16 protein-coding genes are annotated in these 14,265 nt (G+C 34.0%); 14 read left to right on the forward strand and 2 right to left on the reverse strand.

Going from position 1 to position 14,265, the window contains the following annotated elements:
* Window positions 1-92: 92 nt before the first annotated feature.
* The 4 genes from AAG068_RS08230 (at window position 93) to AAG068_RS08245 (ending at window position 6,033) form a co-directional block, all read left to right on the forward strand.
* Entirely contained in the window at window positions 93-2,090 is a 1,998-nt protein-coding gene (locus AAG068_RS08230) for a chemotaxis protein CheA (protein ID WP_342718882.1), read from the forward strand.
* A gap of 173 nt (window positions 2,091-2,263) precedes the next feature.
* On the forward strand, window positions 2,264-3,907 hold the full coding sequence (locus AAG068_RS08235) for a flagellar motor switch protein (RefSeq protein WP_342718883.1): 1,644 nt from the start codon (window positions 2,264-2,266) through the stop codon (window positions 3,905-3,907).
* 29 nt (window positions 3,908-3,936) lie between these two features.
* Window positions 3,937-5,289: a transglycosylase gene (locus AAG068_RS08240; RefSeq protein WP_342718884.1), complete on the forward strand. Its 1,353-nt coding sequence runs from the start codon at window positions 3,937-3,939 to the stop codon at window positions 5,287-5,289.
* A 27-nt stretch (window positions 5,290-5,316) separates the two neighbouring features.
* Window positions 5,317-6,033, forward strand: a complete 717-nt coding sequence (locus AAG068_RS08245) for a hypothetical protein (protein ID WP_342718885.1) — start codon at window positions 5,317-5,319, stop codon at window positions 6,031-6,033.
* A 33-nt stretch (window positions 6,034-6,066) separates the two neighbouring features.
* Here the strand turns inward: AAG068_RS08245 and cheR are convergent, their stop codons facing one another.
* Window positions 6,067-6,849 (reverse strand): protein-glutamate O-methyltransferase CheR, encoded by a 783-nt coding sequence (cheR, locus tag AAG068_RS08250; RefSeq protein ID WP_342718886.1) that lies wholly within the window; start codon window positions 6,847-6,849, stop codon window positions 6,067-6,069.
* Window positions 6,850-6,888: 39 nt separating this feature from the next.
* Window positions 6,889-7,386 carry a flagellar motor switch protein FliG gene (locus tag AAG068_RS08255; RefSeq protein WP_166688534.1) on the reverse strand — a complete coding sequence of 166 codons (498 nt, stop codon included), beginning with the start codon at window positions 7,384-7,386 and terminating at the stop codon, window positions 6,889-6,891.
* A gap of 143 nt (window positions 7,387-7,529) precedes the next feature.
* Between AAG068_RS08255 and AAG068_RS08260 the strand changes: the two genes are divergently transcribed.
* The 10 genes from AAG068_RS08260 to fliE all read left to right on the forward strand — a co-directional run bounded on the left by AAG068_RS08260 (window position 7,530) and on the right by fliE (window position 14,264).
* Complete coding sequence (locus AAG068_RS08260) at window positions 7,530-7,994, forward strand: YaaR family protein (RefSeq protein ID WP_000946323.1); 465 nt, start codon at window positions 7,530-7,532, stop codon at window positions 7,992-7,994.
* 16 nt (window positions 7,995-8,010) lie between these two features.
* Window positions 8,011-8,463: a hypothetical protein gene (locus AAG068_RS08265; protein WP_000275896.1), complete on the forward strand. Its 453-nt coding sequence runs from the start codon at window positions 8,011-8,013 to the stop codon at window positions 8,461-8,463.
* 17 nt (window positions 8,464-8,480) lie between these two features.
* Window positions 8,481-9,779, forward strand: a complete 1,299-nt coding sequence (gene flgK / locus AAG068_RS08270) for a flagellar hook-associated protein FlgK (protein ID WP_001239680.1) — start codon at window positions 8,481-8,483, stop codon at window positions 9,777-9,779.
* Between the two features lie 41 nt (window positions 9,780-9,820).
* A complete protein-coding gene (locus AAG068_RS08275; protein WP_342718887.1) occupies window positions 9,821-10,684 on the forward strand; it encodes a flagellar hook-associated protein 3 in 864 nt (287 codons plus the stop codon).
* A gap of 20 nt (window positions 10,685-10,704) precedes the next feature.
* The gene (locus AAG068_RS08280) at window positions 10,705-12,084 is read left to right on the forward strand and encodes a flagellar hook-associated protein 2 (protein WP_342718888.1); all 1,380 of its coding nucleotides are present in this window, start codon (window positions 10,705-10,707) and stop codon (window positions 12,082-12,084) included.
* 22 nt (window positions 12,085-12,106) lie between these two features.
* The gene (gene fliS, locus AAG068_RS08285; protein WP_001149509.1) at window positions 12,107-12,475 is read left to right on the forward strand and encodes a flagellar export chaperone FliS; all 369 of its coding nucleotides are present in this window, start codon (window positions 12,107-12,109) and stop codon (window positions 12,473-12,475) included.
* Window positions 12,465-12,737, forward strand: a complete 273-nt coding sequence (locus tag AAG068_RS08290; RefSeq protein ID WP_001058080.1) for a hypothetical protein — start codon at window positions 12,465-12,467, stop codon at window positions 12,735-12,737. Before fliS ends, AAG068_RS08290 begins: the two co-directional genes overlap by 11 nt.
* Before the next feature lie 369 nt (window positions 12,738-13,106).
* The gene (gene flgB / locus AAG068_RS08295) at window positions 13,107-13,514 is read left to right on the forward strand and encodes a flagellar basal body rod protein FlgB (RefSeq protein ID WP_342718889.1); all 408 of its coding nucleotides are present in this window, start codon (window positions 13,107-13,109) and stop codon (window positions 13,512-13,514) included.
* A gap of 20 nt (window positions 13,515-13,534) precedes the next feature.
* Window positions 13,535-13,948, forward strand: a complete 414-nt coding sequence (gene flgC / locus AAG068_RS08300) for a flagellar basal body rod protein FlgC (protein ID WP_342718890.1) — start codon at window positions 13,535-13,537, stop codon at window positions 13,946-13,948.
* A 16-nt stretch (window positions 13,949-13,964) separates the two neighbouring features.
* The gene (gene fliE / locus AAG068_RS08305; protein WP_070805665.1) at window positions 13,965-14,264 is read left to right on the forward strand and encodes a flagellar hook-basal body complex protein FliE; all 300 of its coding nucleotides are present in this window, start codon (window positions 13,965-13,967) and stop codon (window positions 14,262-14,264) included.
* The last annotated feature ends 1 nt before the right edge of the window (window position 14,265 follow it).

Here is a 14,265-nt window from a genome sequence, read left to right on the forward strand (position 1 = left end):
GCGGATATGCGTGTGGCCCCCTTTTTTCTTGTTTTAAAACACTAAATTGTTATACATAAATGAAATGTTTGTTAGACAGGTAGGGGATTAAAATGCAAACAGATCTATTAAATATATTTTTTGAGGAATCAGAAGAACATTTACAATCGCTAAATGAAAATGTGCTAACTTTAGAACAAAATCCCACTGATATGGATGTTGTGGGAGAAATATTCCGCTCAGCCCATACATTTAAAGGTATGTCAGCGAGTATGGAATTTACGGAAATGGCGGATTTAACGCATAAAATGGAAAACGTTTTAGATGAAATTCGTCATGGGAATATAGTTGTAAATGCAGAGATTATTGATGTGATTTTTGAGTGCATTGATAATTTAGAGAAGATGGTTGCAGATGTGCAACAAGGTGGAATGGGCAATATTGATGTAATTACAACTAAGCAGAAATTAGAAGCATTATTGAATGGCAATGTAGAAACTCCTGTGGAATATATTGAGCAAGAACCTATAAATAATGATGATGCAGTTTCACATGAAGTGCATATAACTGTTGAGCAACAAGCTATTTTAAAAGCAGTACGTGCAATTATGTGTATCGAAGCACTTCAAAATGTAGGTAATGTACAAAAAACTGTTCCAAGTATTGAGGAAATTGAAGCAGATGCTTTCGGGTTTGAGTTCACGGTATTTATGGATACTGATCAAAGTGAAGAAGAATTAAAACAAATAGTGCTTCATGTTTCTGAAATTGAGAAAGTAGAAGTGAAGCAAGGACTAAAAGAAGTAGTCTCGAAAGAATTGGGTACACAAGAAGCTATGCAGGAAGATGTACAAGTAGCTACGCATGTGGAACCAACTAAAGAAGTATCGAAGCAAGCTGCTAATGCTACACCAGCTAAAAGCACTGCAAAAACGAAAAATGGTAAAGTGGAAAATCGTTCCATACGTGTTCAATTAGAAAAAATTGAAAGATTAATGAACATGTTTGAAGAAAGTGTAATTGAGCGTGGCCGTATAGATGAATTGGCACAAGCAATTCAAAACAAGGAATTAATTGAGCATTTAAATCGATTAGGCGATATTTCAAAAGATATTCAAAATGTACTACTAAACATGCGTATGGTGCCGATTGAAACAGTCTTTAATCGTTTCCCGCGTATGGTACGTATGTTAGCGAAAGATTTAGGGAAGAAAATCGATTTACAAATTACAGGTGAAGACACCGAAGTTGATAAAATTGTTATTGATGAAATCGGTGATCCACTCGTTCATTTAATTCGTAATGCAATTGATCACGGTGTTGAGACTGTTGAACAACGTCGTGATGCAGGTAAAAATGAGACAGGTACGATTAAATTAGAAGCGTTCCATAGTGGAAATCATGTCGTAATTCAAATTACGGATGATGGAAATGGAATTCATAAAGGGAAAGTATTAGAAAAAGCGATTAAAAATGGTGTTGTAACAGAATCTGAGGCAAATAAATTAACGGATCGTGAAGTATTTGATTTGATCTTCCAACCAGGATTTAGTACAGCTGAAGTTGTATCAGACCTTTCTGGGCGTGGTGTTGGGTTAGATGTAGTGAAACATACGATCCATAGTTTAGGTGGACATTTAATTATTGATTCTGAAGAAGGAAAAGGTAGTACATTTAGAATTGAACTGCCATTAACGTTGTCCATTATTCAATCTATGCTTGTTCAAACGAATGATAAACGTTATGCTTTCCCTCTTGGTAATATTGTTGAAGCAATTCGGATTAAGAGAGAAGACATCCAATCCTTACAAGGAAAAGATGTGTTAAATTACCGTAATCAAATTATTGAAGTGAAGCATTTAAGTACTGTATTTGGTGAGAAAACAGTAGATGAGGCGTTTGCGTCATATGATGGTCAAATGGTTCCTGTGTTAATTGTTCGTAATACACATCGCAGCTATGGACTTATTGTAAACACAATTATCGGTCAAAGAGAAATAGTCCTAAAGTCATTAGGTGACTTCTTTGCAGAGAGTTCTAATTATTTCTCTGGTGCGACGATTCTCGGTGATGGACGAGTGGTCCTCATTTTAAACCCAGAAGGTTTATAATAGGAATGAAGGAAAGCTCCCCACTTGTATACAATTGGGGAGCTTTTTGGTTAATTGTTACTAATCTGAAAATGGGAATAAATACATATTAACGTTTTATATAATAAGTTTGTTAAAATAAAATGAGAGTTTATATCATTTGATAGAAAAACAGAAATGAGGAGGCAGAGAAAATGCCTGAGCAACACACAAAAGGGGATACGAGCACAATTGTGCTAGAAAAAGAAAATGAGCATTTAACGCCTCAAGAATGCGATATTCTTGGCGAAATTGCAAATATATCATTTGGTTCAGCTTCGACTGTATTATCAACAATCTTAAATAGGCAAGTAAGCATTACTGCTCCTCGCATCGAATTGGTAGATTTATATGATTCAAGCGACGTCGAAGTTCCACACGTTGTACTAAACATTCATTTTACAAAAGGATTAGATATGGAAAACCTTCTTGTCCTTAAGCAAGATGTTGCATTATCCATTGCTGATTTAATGATGATGGGAACAGGTGAAGTGGAGGACGGAAAAGAACTTGGTGAATTAGAGCTAAGTGCTGTACAAGAAGCGATGAATCAAATGATGGGGTTCGCAGCTACATCTATGTCTGAATTCTTCCAAGATACAGTAGATATGTCTCCGCCGACAATTAAAGTTGTAAAGTTATCAGAAGAAATGGAGAAAATCTCTGAAATCGATGGGAATCAAACGATTGTTAAAGTATCGTTTGATTTAAAGATAGATAATCTTGTAAACTCTAAACTTGTGCAAATTGTTTCAGTTGAACATGCGAAACAAATGATAAATAAATTAATGCAATTATCTGGTGAAGTAGAAGAGCAAGACGAGCCAGCAGAAGTAGCGGAAACTGAGATTGTAGAAGAACAAGTTGAAAAAGAACATTTAACACAAGAAGAGAAAGATGTCCTTGGTGAAATTGCAAATATTTCAATTGGTTCCGCTTCAACAGTATTGTCAACACTTTTAAATCAGCCAGTTACAATTAGTACGCCCAATGTAGAATCAATCAATGTTCGTCATTATGATGGAGTACCAGTCCCGTTTGTTATTTTAAATGTTGATTTTGTTGAAGGACTAAAGAATGAGAATGTATTCGTATTTACGAAAGATGTCGCTTTAACAATGGTAGATTTAATGATGATGGGGACAGGGGAAGTTGATCCAGAGAAAGAACTTAGTGAATTAGAACTGAGCGGTATTAAAGAAATCATGAACCAAATGATGGGGCATGCTGCAACGGCGATGTCAGAAATGTTTCAAGAAAAAATGGACATGACACCACCGAATGTTAAATTTGTAACCTTAAAAGAAGAAATGGAATATTTGGGAGAGTCAATGGAAGTGGACGAACTCGTTCAAATTACGTTCAACCTTGAAATTGGCGACCTGCTTCAATCAAAAATGTATCAAATTTTACCGATTTCAGAAGCGAAAGAAATGGTAAGAAGACTTCTATATCCAATGGTGGAAGAGGAAGAAGAGATTGTTACGGAAGAAATTGAAGAAGAAAAAGTTGTAGAACCTGTTGTGCAACCTATTGAATTTAAAGAAGTAAAACAAATTGAACCAGTTTACATGGACACATCCATCCTACAAAATGTAGAAATGAACGTGAAATTTGTATTTGGAAGCACAGTGAAAACAATTCAAGATATTTTAAGTTTACAAGAGAATGAAGCGATTGTGCTAGATGAAGATATTGACGAACCAATTCGTATTTATGTAAATGATGTATTGGTGGCGTATGGTGAACTTGTAAATGTAGATGGATTTTTCGGAGTAAAAGTGACGAAATCGCTATAAGTCGTTGAAATAGGAGTTTGAGCTAGTAGATGAAAAACGTAAAGTTTTTTCTAATGAGCTGGTTATGCATACATGTGTGCTTGCTCTTCCCGCTGCAAAGTAAGGCGGAAGAGCAAAATGTGCCAGAACAAAATATAAATGAAGTGAATGTGCAAGAAGAAAATAAGGATGTTCAAGAGCAACCAGAGCAAGTGGAAGTGAATCATGGTAAAGAGGAACAACAAGAAGCAAAAAATGAACAAGAGGTCGAAAAAAAGATAGAGACGGATCAAGGGGTTATTACAGTAAATAAGCCGGAATTAAAAGTTGGCGAAGAAGTGCAGGTTATTGTAGAGCCGAAAGAGCAAAATGTTCAAAGTATAAAAGGTATTTTGCGTTTGCCAAAAAACGGCGATCAGTATGAACAAGAAAGAATGCTATCGTTTAAGTATGAAGAGGAAACGAAGCGATGGATTGCTAACTACAAGGTCGAGATTTTTGATTTGCAAGGTGATTGGAACCTTCAGCTCATTCAAAGTTTAAAAGAAAATGAGAAAGAAGAGCTCTTAGAAAATGAAGTGAAAGTCCCTCTTATTCGTATAAATAATGAAGTACCAACGCTAGATAAAGAGTTACCGAAGTTACATAAAGTTACGATTGATGAGACGAAGGGAAACGTAATTGAACGGAAACAAGGCGATTCTATACATGTACGAGTGAAGGCAACAGACGTAGAATCGGTTGTGAAAGAAGTTCGTGTTACATTAAAAGGAAAAGAAAATAAAGAGATTACATTTTTATTAGATTACAATAAGCGCGACATGGAATGGCAAAAAGTATTTGAAATAACGGATGCGTTGCCAAGTGGGACATACGAACTACTTGTAGAGGTAGTAGATGCGGTTGGAAATAAACTGATTGAAGCAAGTGAGTATGTCGTTTCTGTTTTGGAGCAAAAAACAGAAGAGGATAAAAAGGTAGAAGAACGAGAGAATGAAGATAAATTAGAGGATAAATTAGAAGATAAGAAAGAAACTGAGAAGCAGGAAGACCCGAAAGTAGAAATCCCGCTTCAGGAAGAAAAACCACCAGTTGTTCAAATTCCGAAAAAAGAAGAGAAAGTAAACGATCTTATAAAAGAACCATTGAAAGAGAAAGAAAAAATTACTTATGTTATAAAAGAGCCCCTCACAGACAACAAAGAAGTAAATAAAGCGAAGGCTCAAAAAGATAAAGATAATAACAATCAAGTCATTTCGAAAAAGAAAGAGAAAAAAGAAGAGCCAGAAGATAAGAAAGAAGCTAAAAGTGACGAGGGAATACAAGCTTCTAATGTATTTGCTATTATGTCTGGTTTATTCGTACTCTTTCTAGTTTTAAAAAGTAATAAAGAATGGGGCTAATAATTTCATAGTAGTGGAGGCGCTTAGATGGAGATTAAACGTACGACAATTGAAAATAAGACGCTACAACCATTAAAACAGCCTGCAGCTATTTCAGAACATGAAATCCAGAAAGAACGAAAGCATAGTAATCTAGTGTTTACTGGACAGTCTAAGATTATTTCGAAAAATAATGAAATAGGGATTTTACTTGCGAGTTTAGGTGATGGAAAGGTTATGAAGGAAATGCTTTCTAAAGAGATGGATACAGTATTACAACTCTTTAAAAAGTTACATACATTATCTGGAGAAGGAAAGCAAACAGATAAAATATTTGAACAAGTAATGAGAAGCTTGCAAGGACTTGTTAAGCAAGCGCATATAAAAGAACTTCCTTTGTTAGATGGGACGTATGATTTTGCTGAAGTACAGCTATCATTTGGTAGAAAGGTACATATTCCATTATTAGATGTAAGTGCACTCATTTCTAGAGTGGAAAGTGATTCTTCAGAAGGAAATATAAATTTAATGGTAACGGTTATTACTGCTTATATAACGAAATTGTCTAACGAAACCATTTTAATTAGCGTTACAGATCGCACTGCTAAAGAGCGGGATGTAAGCGTATGGAGAGCACTTGCAGAAATGAATATGACACAATTATCACAGGCTTTGAAACATAAGATGCAAGAACATAAATGGTCTATGACGTTTCTTTTTCTCTTTGTATGGATTGTTGCTATTATTTTAATTCGAGTTATATAAAAAGGTCGTCACTTTACATTGTGACGACCTCTTTTATATTTTTTCGTAGAAGAATGTATCGAAGCGCTGAAGATTATAACATTCAGGTGTTAAAATTTGTTCAGTACTACCAACAAATAATACGCCGCCTTTTCGTAAAGCACGACTAAACTTTTCATAAAGTTTTACCCTTGCTTCTTCAGTAAAGTATATCATTACGTTGCGACAAATGATTAAATCGTAATTTGTATCGAACGACTGCATTAACAGGTCATGCTGCTTGAACGTGACGTTTTGCTTAATGTTTTGGTGTAATGAATATATATCATTCTCTTTTGTGAAATGACGCTCTTTTAAATCGGCAGGTAATTCTTTTAAAGAACGTTCTGTATATTGACCGCGTTTTGCAGTTTCTAAAATGTGAAAATCAAGATCTGTTGCTTGTATTTCAAAACGAAATGGAGCTAAATGTTTCGATAAAATTAAAGAGAGTGTATAGGGTTCTTCGCCGGCAGCGCAAGCGGCACTCCATACTTTTAATTTTCCGTTATTTTGCTCGAGTAATTTTGGTAGTGCTTTCGTCTCTAACGTTTGCCAACGTTCTTTATTTCTAAAAAACTCTGAAACGTTAATTGTAATATAGTCGATAAAACTTAAAAATAAATTTTGATTGGTACGTAAATTGCTTAGAAAACTAGTGTAGTTCACAAAGCCCTTTCTCGAAATAAAAGCATCGATTCTACGACGCATTCTATCTTGTTTATATGAAGCTATATCCATATTGAATTGTTGTTTAAAACTCGCGATAAAATGCTCATAATCTTGTTCAATTATCATATTTATAATAGGCACAATAACGATATTGTGCCTCCCCCTTTACATCATACGGATTTTTTGTTCAAAGTTTTTTTTCATTTGTTTTTCATGTAAACCTGGTAAATCATAAATAACAGCATCAATTCCTGCTTCTTTTGCAACGTCAACGGGAATGACAGATGTATGTTTGTCCCCATTATAAAAACAGAGAACTAAATCAGTATCTTCGATTATTTGTTTTACAAAAAACATATAATCTGATCGGTAAATGGAGTCGGAAGGATGATTAAAAGCGACATACTCAGCTCCGTGTTTTTTTAAGTAATCAACGACCTCTTGAAATTCATCTGTTAATGCTTGTAACGGCTGTAGCGTGTAAAGGCATAAATTTTGAGCGAGTCTTTCGTTTTCGATGAAAAAACGAAGAATCTCATTTTCAATAGATTTATAACATAATATGTAAATTTTATGTTTGTGAGCATAGTCAGTTAAAAATTTTTTTATTTCTTCCTGATCTAATGCTGTTAATTGATTTGAACCACAAAGAAAAATATTCATAGATTTGTGCCACCTCATGCTAAATTGTAACATATCTTTTATAAAAAATAACTGCAAAATATTAGTGTTCAGAGTATAATTATAAATAACTGGATTTTACGATTAAGTTTAGGAAGAAATAAAAAAATAAATAGGTGATATATATGCTGCGTTCGATCTCGCATAATCCAATTTTATCGCATATACCGCCTGCTACTCAAATGCCGAAAGAAGCAAATGTCAGGACAGGACTTGCATTTTCGGATAATTTGCATGCGGATCCAAAAAAAGATAAATTGTTAGAACAAATGGAAGCATTTGTCGATAACATTGGAGAAATTAAAGAGAAAATTGAAATGGAATTAACGCTTGATAATGTAATGGAATACAAAAATACAGTAAAATCATTTTTGAATTTTTACGTAGATAATGTATTGCAATATAAAGATGTCATGTCGCGTCATCCACGTTATGGCTATTCACAGAAAATGACGATTGTGAAACAGGCGGAAATGGGATTAAATGAGTTAGAAGATGTTATGAATTTAATTAATACGAAAACGGGACATTTAGAAATGTTAAATCAGATTGGAGAAATCCACGGTTTAATTGTAAATTTAGTCTTGTAAAAGGGAAGGAAACGATATGTACATACAATTATATGAAAAGCTCGTTATTATTCAAAAAGCATATGAAAACATTCAAACGCTTGGAGAACAAATATATGAGAATTTGAAACATAAAAATGTAAATGCAGTTCAAAAATTGCAAGTAGAGCAATTGCAGTACATAGATGGTTTAAAAGGATTATCAAGCTCGTTTGAAGAAATGGTTATTCAGTTTTGTAAAGAAAAGGGAATTGAACCGTTTCGCGTAAGTGCATTATTTTCGCATTTTTCTAACGAAGAAATTGAAAAAATGGAAGAATTACAAAAAAATGTAGCTGAATTAGAAGAGAATGTAAAAATGATTCTTTTGAAAAATCAATATTACTTAAACGTACTATTAAAAACTACAGAAAGTATTGTGGATTCCGTTTCTGAATATAATTTAGAGCGAAACAATAATTCACAAATCTTTATGAACGAACTATTGTAAAGGGGAAGTGAAGCATTATGAGATTATCTGATTATAATACGCCGCTATCGGGTTTGTTAGCGGCACAAATGGGATTACAAACGACGAAACAAAATTTATCAAACATTCATACGCCTGGTTATGTGCGTCAAATGGTGAATTACGGATCGGCTGGAGCAAGTCAGGGCTATTCACCAGAACAAAAAATAGGTTACGGTGTACAAACGTTAGGCGTTGACCGTATTACAGATGAAGTGAAAACGAAACAGTTTAACGATCAATTATCTCAACTCTCTTACTATAACTACATGAATTCGACTTTATCACGTGTAGAATCTATGGTTGGAACGACAGGAAAAAATTCATTATCTAGTTTAATGGATGGCTTCTTTAATGCTTTTCGTGAAGTTGCAAAAAATCCAGAACAACCAAATTACTACGATACATTAATTTCTGAAACTGGGAAGTTTACAAGTCAAGTAAATCGTTTGGCAAAAAGCTTAGATACAGCAGAAGCACAAACGACAGAAGATATTGAAGCGCATGTCAATGAATTTAATCGTCTTGCTGGTAGTTTAGCGGAAGCGAATAAAAAAATTGGACAGGCAGGTACACAAGTGCCAAATCAACTTTTGGATGAACGTGATCGTATCATTACAGAAATGTCTAAGTATGCAAATATAGAAGTGTCTTATGAATCTATGAATCCTAATATCGCAAGTGTTAGAATGAATGGTGTTTTAACAGTAAATGGACAAGATACATATCCACTTCAATTAAATAAAGAAAAAGAACCAATGACTGCTGAAATTTACGGTTCGGAAATTCCTTTAACGAGTGGAGCAATCCAATCAGCGATCGATACGAAAGCGAAGATTGCTAGTTATAAGAAAAACCTTGAAGAACTAATGAGTTCTGTAAAGAATGAAGTGAACACAGTAATGGGGAAAGAGTTCTTTGTTGGAGATCAAGCGAAAGATATGAAATTAAACCCTGAATTTGCAAAAGATGTTTCGAAAATGAAAATATCAGCTGAAACAGCAAATAAATTAGCAGCAATTACAGATGGAAATTATAAAGAAGGTCTTTCTTATAAACAAGCATTAGATCAATTCGTAGTTGGCGTTGCATCTGATAAAAGTGCAGTGAATGCTTATCAAAAAATTCATGTGGATTTATTAGAGGGGATTCAGCAAGAAAAAATGGGTATTGAAGGCGTTAATATGGAAGAGGAAATGGTTAATTTAATGGCCTTCCAAAAATATTTCGTCGCAAACTCTAAAGCTATTACAACGATGAATGAAGTGTTTGATAGTCTATTTTCGATTATTCGATAAATGATAGTAATTGATTGGAAATATATAAGGAGGAGATAGAAATGAGAGTATCTACATTTCAAAATGCAAGCTGGGCAAAGAATCAGTTAATGGATTTAAATGTGCAACAACAATACCATCGAAATCAAGTAACTTCAGGGAAGAAAAACCTTCTTATGAGTGAAGATCCCCTTGCAGCAAGTAAATCATTTGCGATTCAACATTCATTGGCGAATATGGAGCAAATGCAAAAAGATATAGCGGATTCGAAAAATGTATTAACACAAACTGAAACTGCTTTACAAGGTGTTTTAAAATCTGTAACAAGAGCAGATCAATTAGCGGTGCAGGCGTTAAATGGGCCAAATGGTGAAAAAGAATTGAAAGCCATCGGTGCAGAGATTGATCAAATTTTAAAACAAGTTGTATATTTAGCGAATACGAAAGAGCAAGGTCGTTATATTTTCGGTGGTGATAGTATAGAGAAACCACCATTTACAGAAGATGGTACGTATCAAGGTGGACAAAATGATGTGAACTGGCAACTAAATGACGGTTATGAATTAAAAGCATTTCGTAACGGTGAAGCGCTATTATCCCCTGTTATAAAAACGTTAAAACAGATGAGTGAAGCGATGCAAAAAGGTGACCAAAAAGCATTACAGCCATTATTAGGAGAAAATAAGAAAAACTTAGATGGCATCATTAATCGCACAACTGAAGTTGGTTCGACAATGAACACAATGGAGACGTTTAAAACAATTTTAAGTGAACAAAATTTAGCGCTTCAAGAAAATCGTAAAGAAATCGAAGATGTTGATTTAGCGGTAGCCATTTCCGATTTAGCTTATATAAACGCAACATATGAAGCTACATTAAAAGCTGTTAGTACGATGAGTAAAACGAGTATTTTAGATTATATGTAATCCAATAAGGAGTGAGAAATATGGCAGGAACATTAACGGGTATCGGTGGTAGACAACAAATATGGAACCTCGGAAATAATATGATCGATACATCTAACTTTGTAGAATTAGAAATGCAAGCGTTAGAAATGAGAAAGACGCCTTATGCTAATGAAAAGAACCAACTTTCACAAGATAAACTATTATATACAAGTTTAAAATCAGAATTTAGCTCTTTCACACAGACTTTTAAAAACTTAGCGGATTTTAAAGGGAACGAGAAAAAAGTAACGACAACGCAAGACGGATATATAAATGTAAAAGCTGATGGTGGTGCGATTGCAGGAACTTTTAATATGACAATTACACAGCTTGCGCAGCGTCATCAAATAGCCTCAAATGATATTCCTGATATAAATGCGAAGCTTCCAAGAAATGAAACGTTAAAACTAGGTGGTAAAGATCTAAAAGTAACAACTGATATGACATATAAAGATTTAATTAATAAGATTAATGATGGAGATTATAGCGTATCAGCTTATACACTGGGAAATAAAATTTTCATGACCTCGAAAAAAGAAGGAACAGATGGAGTAATTAAGTTTGAGGGGAACACATCTACACTATTTCAAGATATTGGTTTAGCTAATGCGGATGGCACAGCGCTCAATACAATTAATGAAGCACAAAATGCTAAATATAGTATTAATGGTATCACAGATGAAAGTTCTACCAACACAATTGAAGCTCTTCCAGGTGTGAAAATTGAATTATTAAAGGTAACTGAGCCAAAAGTGGAAGGGACACCAGATGCTGGTACAACAACAGATCCAAAAACAAAAGGTATAGACCTAAAATTTACAGTAAGTGACTCAAACGTAACAGATGCATCGAATGTTATTAAGAAGATGGTTGCGGATTATAATAAAGCTGTGAATACGGTAGATCTTTTTGCTGGTAAAGGTGGAGCTTTTCAAGGTCAAGCCGTTATGCAAAGTGTGCGTCAAGCGATGAACAATGTTGTAACATTTTCACAAGATGGTAATTATTTATTCACATTTGGTATTCAATTAAAGCAAGATGGAACGATGGAAGTTAATGACGAAGCATTAACGAAAGCGTTAAAAGAAAAACCGGATGCAGCGAAACAGTTTTTCTTTGGATCTAATGGTTTAGGGAAAATGATGGAAGAACCACTTGAAAAAATATTTGGTGATAAAGGTGTAGTTGGAGAACGAGTAAAAAACATTGACTCACGTGTAAGTGATCTAGATAAAAAGATTCAAGATATTGAAAAGCAAAATTTGGACAAACAAAATGAAATTGTGAAGAAGTATCAAAAGCTAGAGAGTACATTGGCGGCGCTTGATAGCCAACTGAAAACAATTAAAGCAATGACAAAACAAAAAAGTGATGATTAATGAAAAGTAAGGAAGTGATCGTATGCAAGCATGGCAACGTTATATGCAAAATGATATTATGACGAGTAATCCAATTAAAAATACAATTTTTATTTATGAAAGATGCATTGTAGAGTTTCGTAATTTAGAAGAACTGTTACATGCTTTTAAACTACAAGAAGGAGATGCACTTCTTGAAAAGTTAGAACGTATTTTTGAAGAATTAAAGCTTCAATTAAATCCTGAAATTACGAAAGATTTATATGATAGTTTATATGGCTTATATGATTGGATTAGCATTCAAATTCAAACAATGAAAGTAACACGTGAAGCAAAAGACATTGATGCGATTGTGAAAGTGTTACAAGATTTAATAGACGGTTACCGCGGAGCACTTGAAAATGAACAATGATATTTATCGGACGTTTGTCGGCTGTTTTAATGAAATCGGTGAATTGCAAGTGTCAGATGGAGAGTTTGCTGAGAAGAGTGAAATGTTAAATCGCTGGATGATGACATTGGATGAGGAAACGCGTGCGCAAGTTGCTGCAGAAGTAAGTCCATTCATTATTAAGGCGGCACAGCATATTCGAGATAAGCAAAAGATTTTGGAAGAAATGATTATGACAAATGATGGACGCATGAAAGCTAATTCATTTTACGGTAAATTTTAGTGCTAGAGTTTAGAAACGGATTCCCCTTTTAAGAGGGGATCCATTCCTTTGTTTAAATAAAGACTTCCGCTGATTGAGGTTTCATTTTATGACTGTAATGAAAAAATAGTAGTAATCTAAATAATGTAAAAATGAACTTTAGTTTGTAGATTATAGATTGAAATGTTTCATAGATTATTGCGTGTATACAGTTTTTTTGTATTCTTTTTTATATTTTTGTATTTTTCTAAAGACAACAATGGAAAAATGGAATAAAATATGTAAGGGTACATGATTGTTAATATTTTAATAAATGCATATAAGAAAATAAATAATGAAGTGAAACTTCCATCAGTGGATCATTAAGTTAAAAAAGAAAGGGTGTGGAATATGCCAGATTTAGTGAGTGATGTAGGCCATTATATGAATTATTTAGTGACGAAACGAAATACTGTTTCTAGTAATATTGCAAATGCGAATACACCCGGCTATAAAGCACAAGATGTAACATTTGCTGAGCAAATGAATAAAAGTAGTGCATTATATAAGAACAATACTGCAGACTTAAAGAGCAATCCAGATTTATATCAAACGAATGAAATGCACTTACCGACAGTAAATACGAAAAATACATATGCAAAGATTCAAACAAAATCAATGCAAACGAATAAAGATGGAAATAGTGTGGATGTAACGACAGAAATGCTAGATTTAATGAAAGCAAATCAGTTATACGGTATTTCAATTAACGCGATTAATACACAATATGCAATTAACCAAGCGGCACGCGGACGTTAAAAGTAGAAGGAGAGACAACGATGTTTCAGGCAATTAATGCAAGTGGCTCAGGACTAACGACAGCGAGAAAGTGGATGGAAGTTACTTCAAATAATATTGTAAATGCAAATACAACGGTGGCTCCGGGGGCAGATTTATATGAGCGTCGTAGTGTAGTGCTAGAATCAAACAATAGTTTTGCAAATATGTTAGATGGGTCTCCTACTAATGGGGTAAAAATAAAAAGTATTGAAGCAGATAAAACTGAAAACTTAGTGTATGACCCAACACATCCGCATGCAAATGAAGAAGGATATGTACGTTATCCAAATATTGATGTGACTGCTGAAATGACGAATGTAATGGTTGCCCAAAAAATGTACGAAGCAAATACAAGTGTATTGAATGCGAATAAAAAAATGCTTGATAAAGATTTAGAAATTGGCCGAGGATAAGGGGGAATATAGTAATATGAAAATCCAACCAATGTTAAATATGCAACCATTTGGAGCAATTCAGTCAATTGGTGCACCGAAAACTTCTCAAACATCAGTAGTTGAGGGGAAAAAGTTTATCGATTTATTGGAAGATATGAATCAAACACAAAACAATGCGCAAACAGCAGTATATGATTTACTAACTAAAGGGGTAGGAGAAACGCATGACGTTTTAATTCAGCAGAAGAAGGCTGAGTCTCAAATGAAAACGGCTGCTCTCGTACGTGATAATCTTATTGAAAATTATAAGTCACTAATTAATATGCAAATTTAGG

Origin of the sequence: Bacillus paramycoides (assembly GCF_038971285.1) — a bacterium.
GTDB lineage: Bacteria > Bacillota > Bacilli > Bacillales > Bacillaceae_G > Bacillus_A.

What these genes read in the sequence shown, in the direction of transcription:
- AAG068_RS08230 (WP_342718882.1), top strand. Translation starts at nt 93, where the DNA reads ATGCAAACAGATCTATTAAATATATTTTTTGAGGAATCAGAAGAACAT.
- AAG068_RS08235 (WP_342718883.1), top strand. Translation starts at nt 2,264, where the DNA reads ATGCCTGAGCAACACACAAAAGGGGATACGAGCACAATTGTGCTAGAA.
- AAG068_RS08240 (WP_342718884.1), top strand. Translation starts at nt 3,937, where the DNA reads ATGAAAAACGTAAAGTTTTTTCTAATGAGCTGGTTATGCATACATGTG.
- AAG068_RS08245 (WP_342718885.1), top strand. Translation starts at nt 5,317, where the DNA reads ATGGAGATTAAACGTACGACAATTGAAAATAAGACGCTACAACCATTA.
- cheR (WP_342718886.1), bottom strand. Translation starts at nt 6,849, where the DNA reads ATGATAATTGAACAAGATTATGAGCATTTTATCGCGAGTTTTAAACAA.
- AAG068_RS08255 (WP_166688534.1), bottom strand. Translation starts at nt 7,386, where the DNA reads ATGAATATTTTTCTTTGTGGTTCAAATCAATTAACAGCATTAGATCAG.
- AAG068_RS08260 (WP_000946323.1), top strand. Translation starts at nt 7,530, where the DNA reads ATGCTGCGTTCGATCTCGCATAATCCAATTTTATCGCATATACCGCCT.
- AAG068_RS08265 (WP_000275896.1), top strand. Translation starts at nt 8,011, where the DNA reads ATGTACATACAATTATATGAAAAGCTCGTTATTATTCAAAAAGCATAT.
- flgK (WP_001239680.1), top strand. Translation starts at nt 8,481, where the DNA reads ATGAGATTATCTGATTATAATACGCCGCTATCGGGTTTGTTAGCGGCA.
- AAG068_RS08275 (WP_342718887.1), top strand. Translation starts at nt 9,821, where the DNA reads ATGAGAGTATCTACATTTCAAAATGCAAGCTGGGCAAAGAATCAGTTA.
- AAG068_RS08280 (WP_342718888.1), top strand. Translation starts at nt 10,705, where the DNA reads ATGGCAGGAACATTAACGGGTATCGGTGGTAGACAACAAATATGGAAC.
- fliS (WP_001149509.1), top strand. Translation starts at nt 12,107, where the DNA reads ATGCAAGCATGGCAACGTTATATGCAAAATGATATTATGACGAGTAAT.
- AAG068_RS08290 (WP_001058080.1), top strand. Translation starts at nt 12,465, where the DNA reads ATGAACAATGATATTTATCGGACGTTTGTCGGCTGTTTTAATGAAATC.
- flgB (WP_342718889.1), top strand. Translation starts at nt 13,107, where the DNA reads ATGCCAGATTTAGTGAGTGATGTAGGCCATTATATGAATTATTTAGTG.
- flgC (WP_342718890.1), top strand. Translation starts at nt 13,535, where the DNA reads ATGTTTCAGGCAATTAATGCAAGTGGCTCAGGACTAACGACAGCGAGA.
- fliE (WP_070805665.1), top strand. Translation starts at nt 13,965, where the DNA reads ATGAAAATCCAACCAATGTTAAATATGCAACCATTTGGAGCAATTCAG.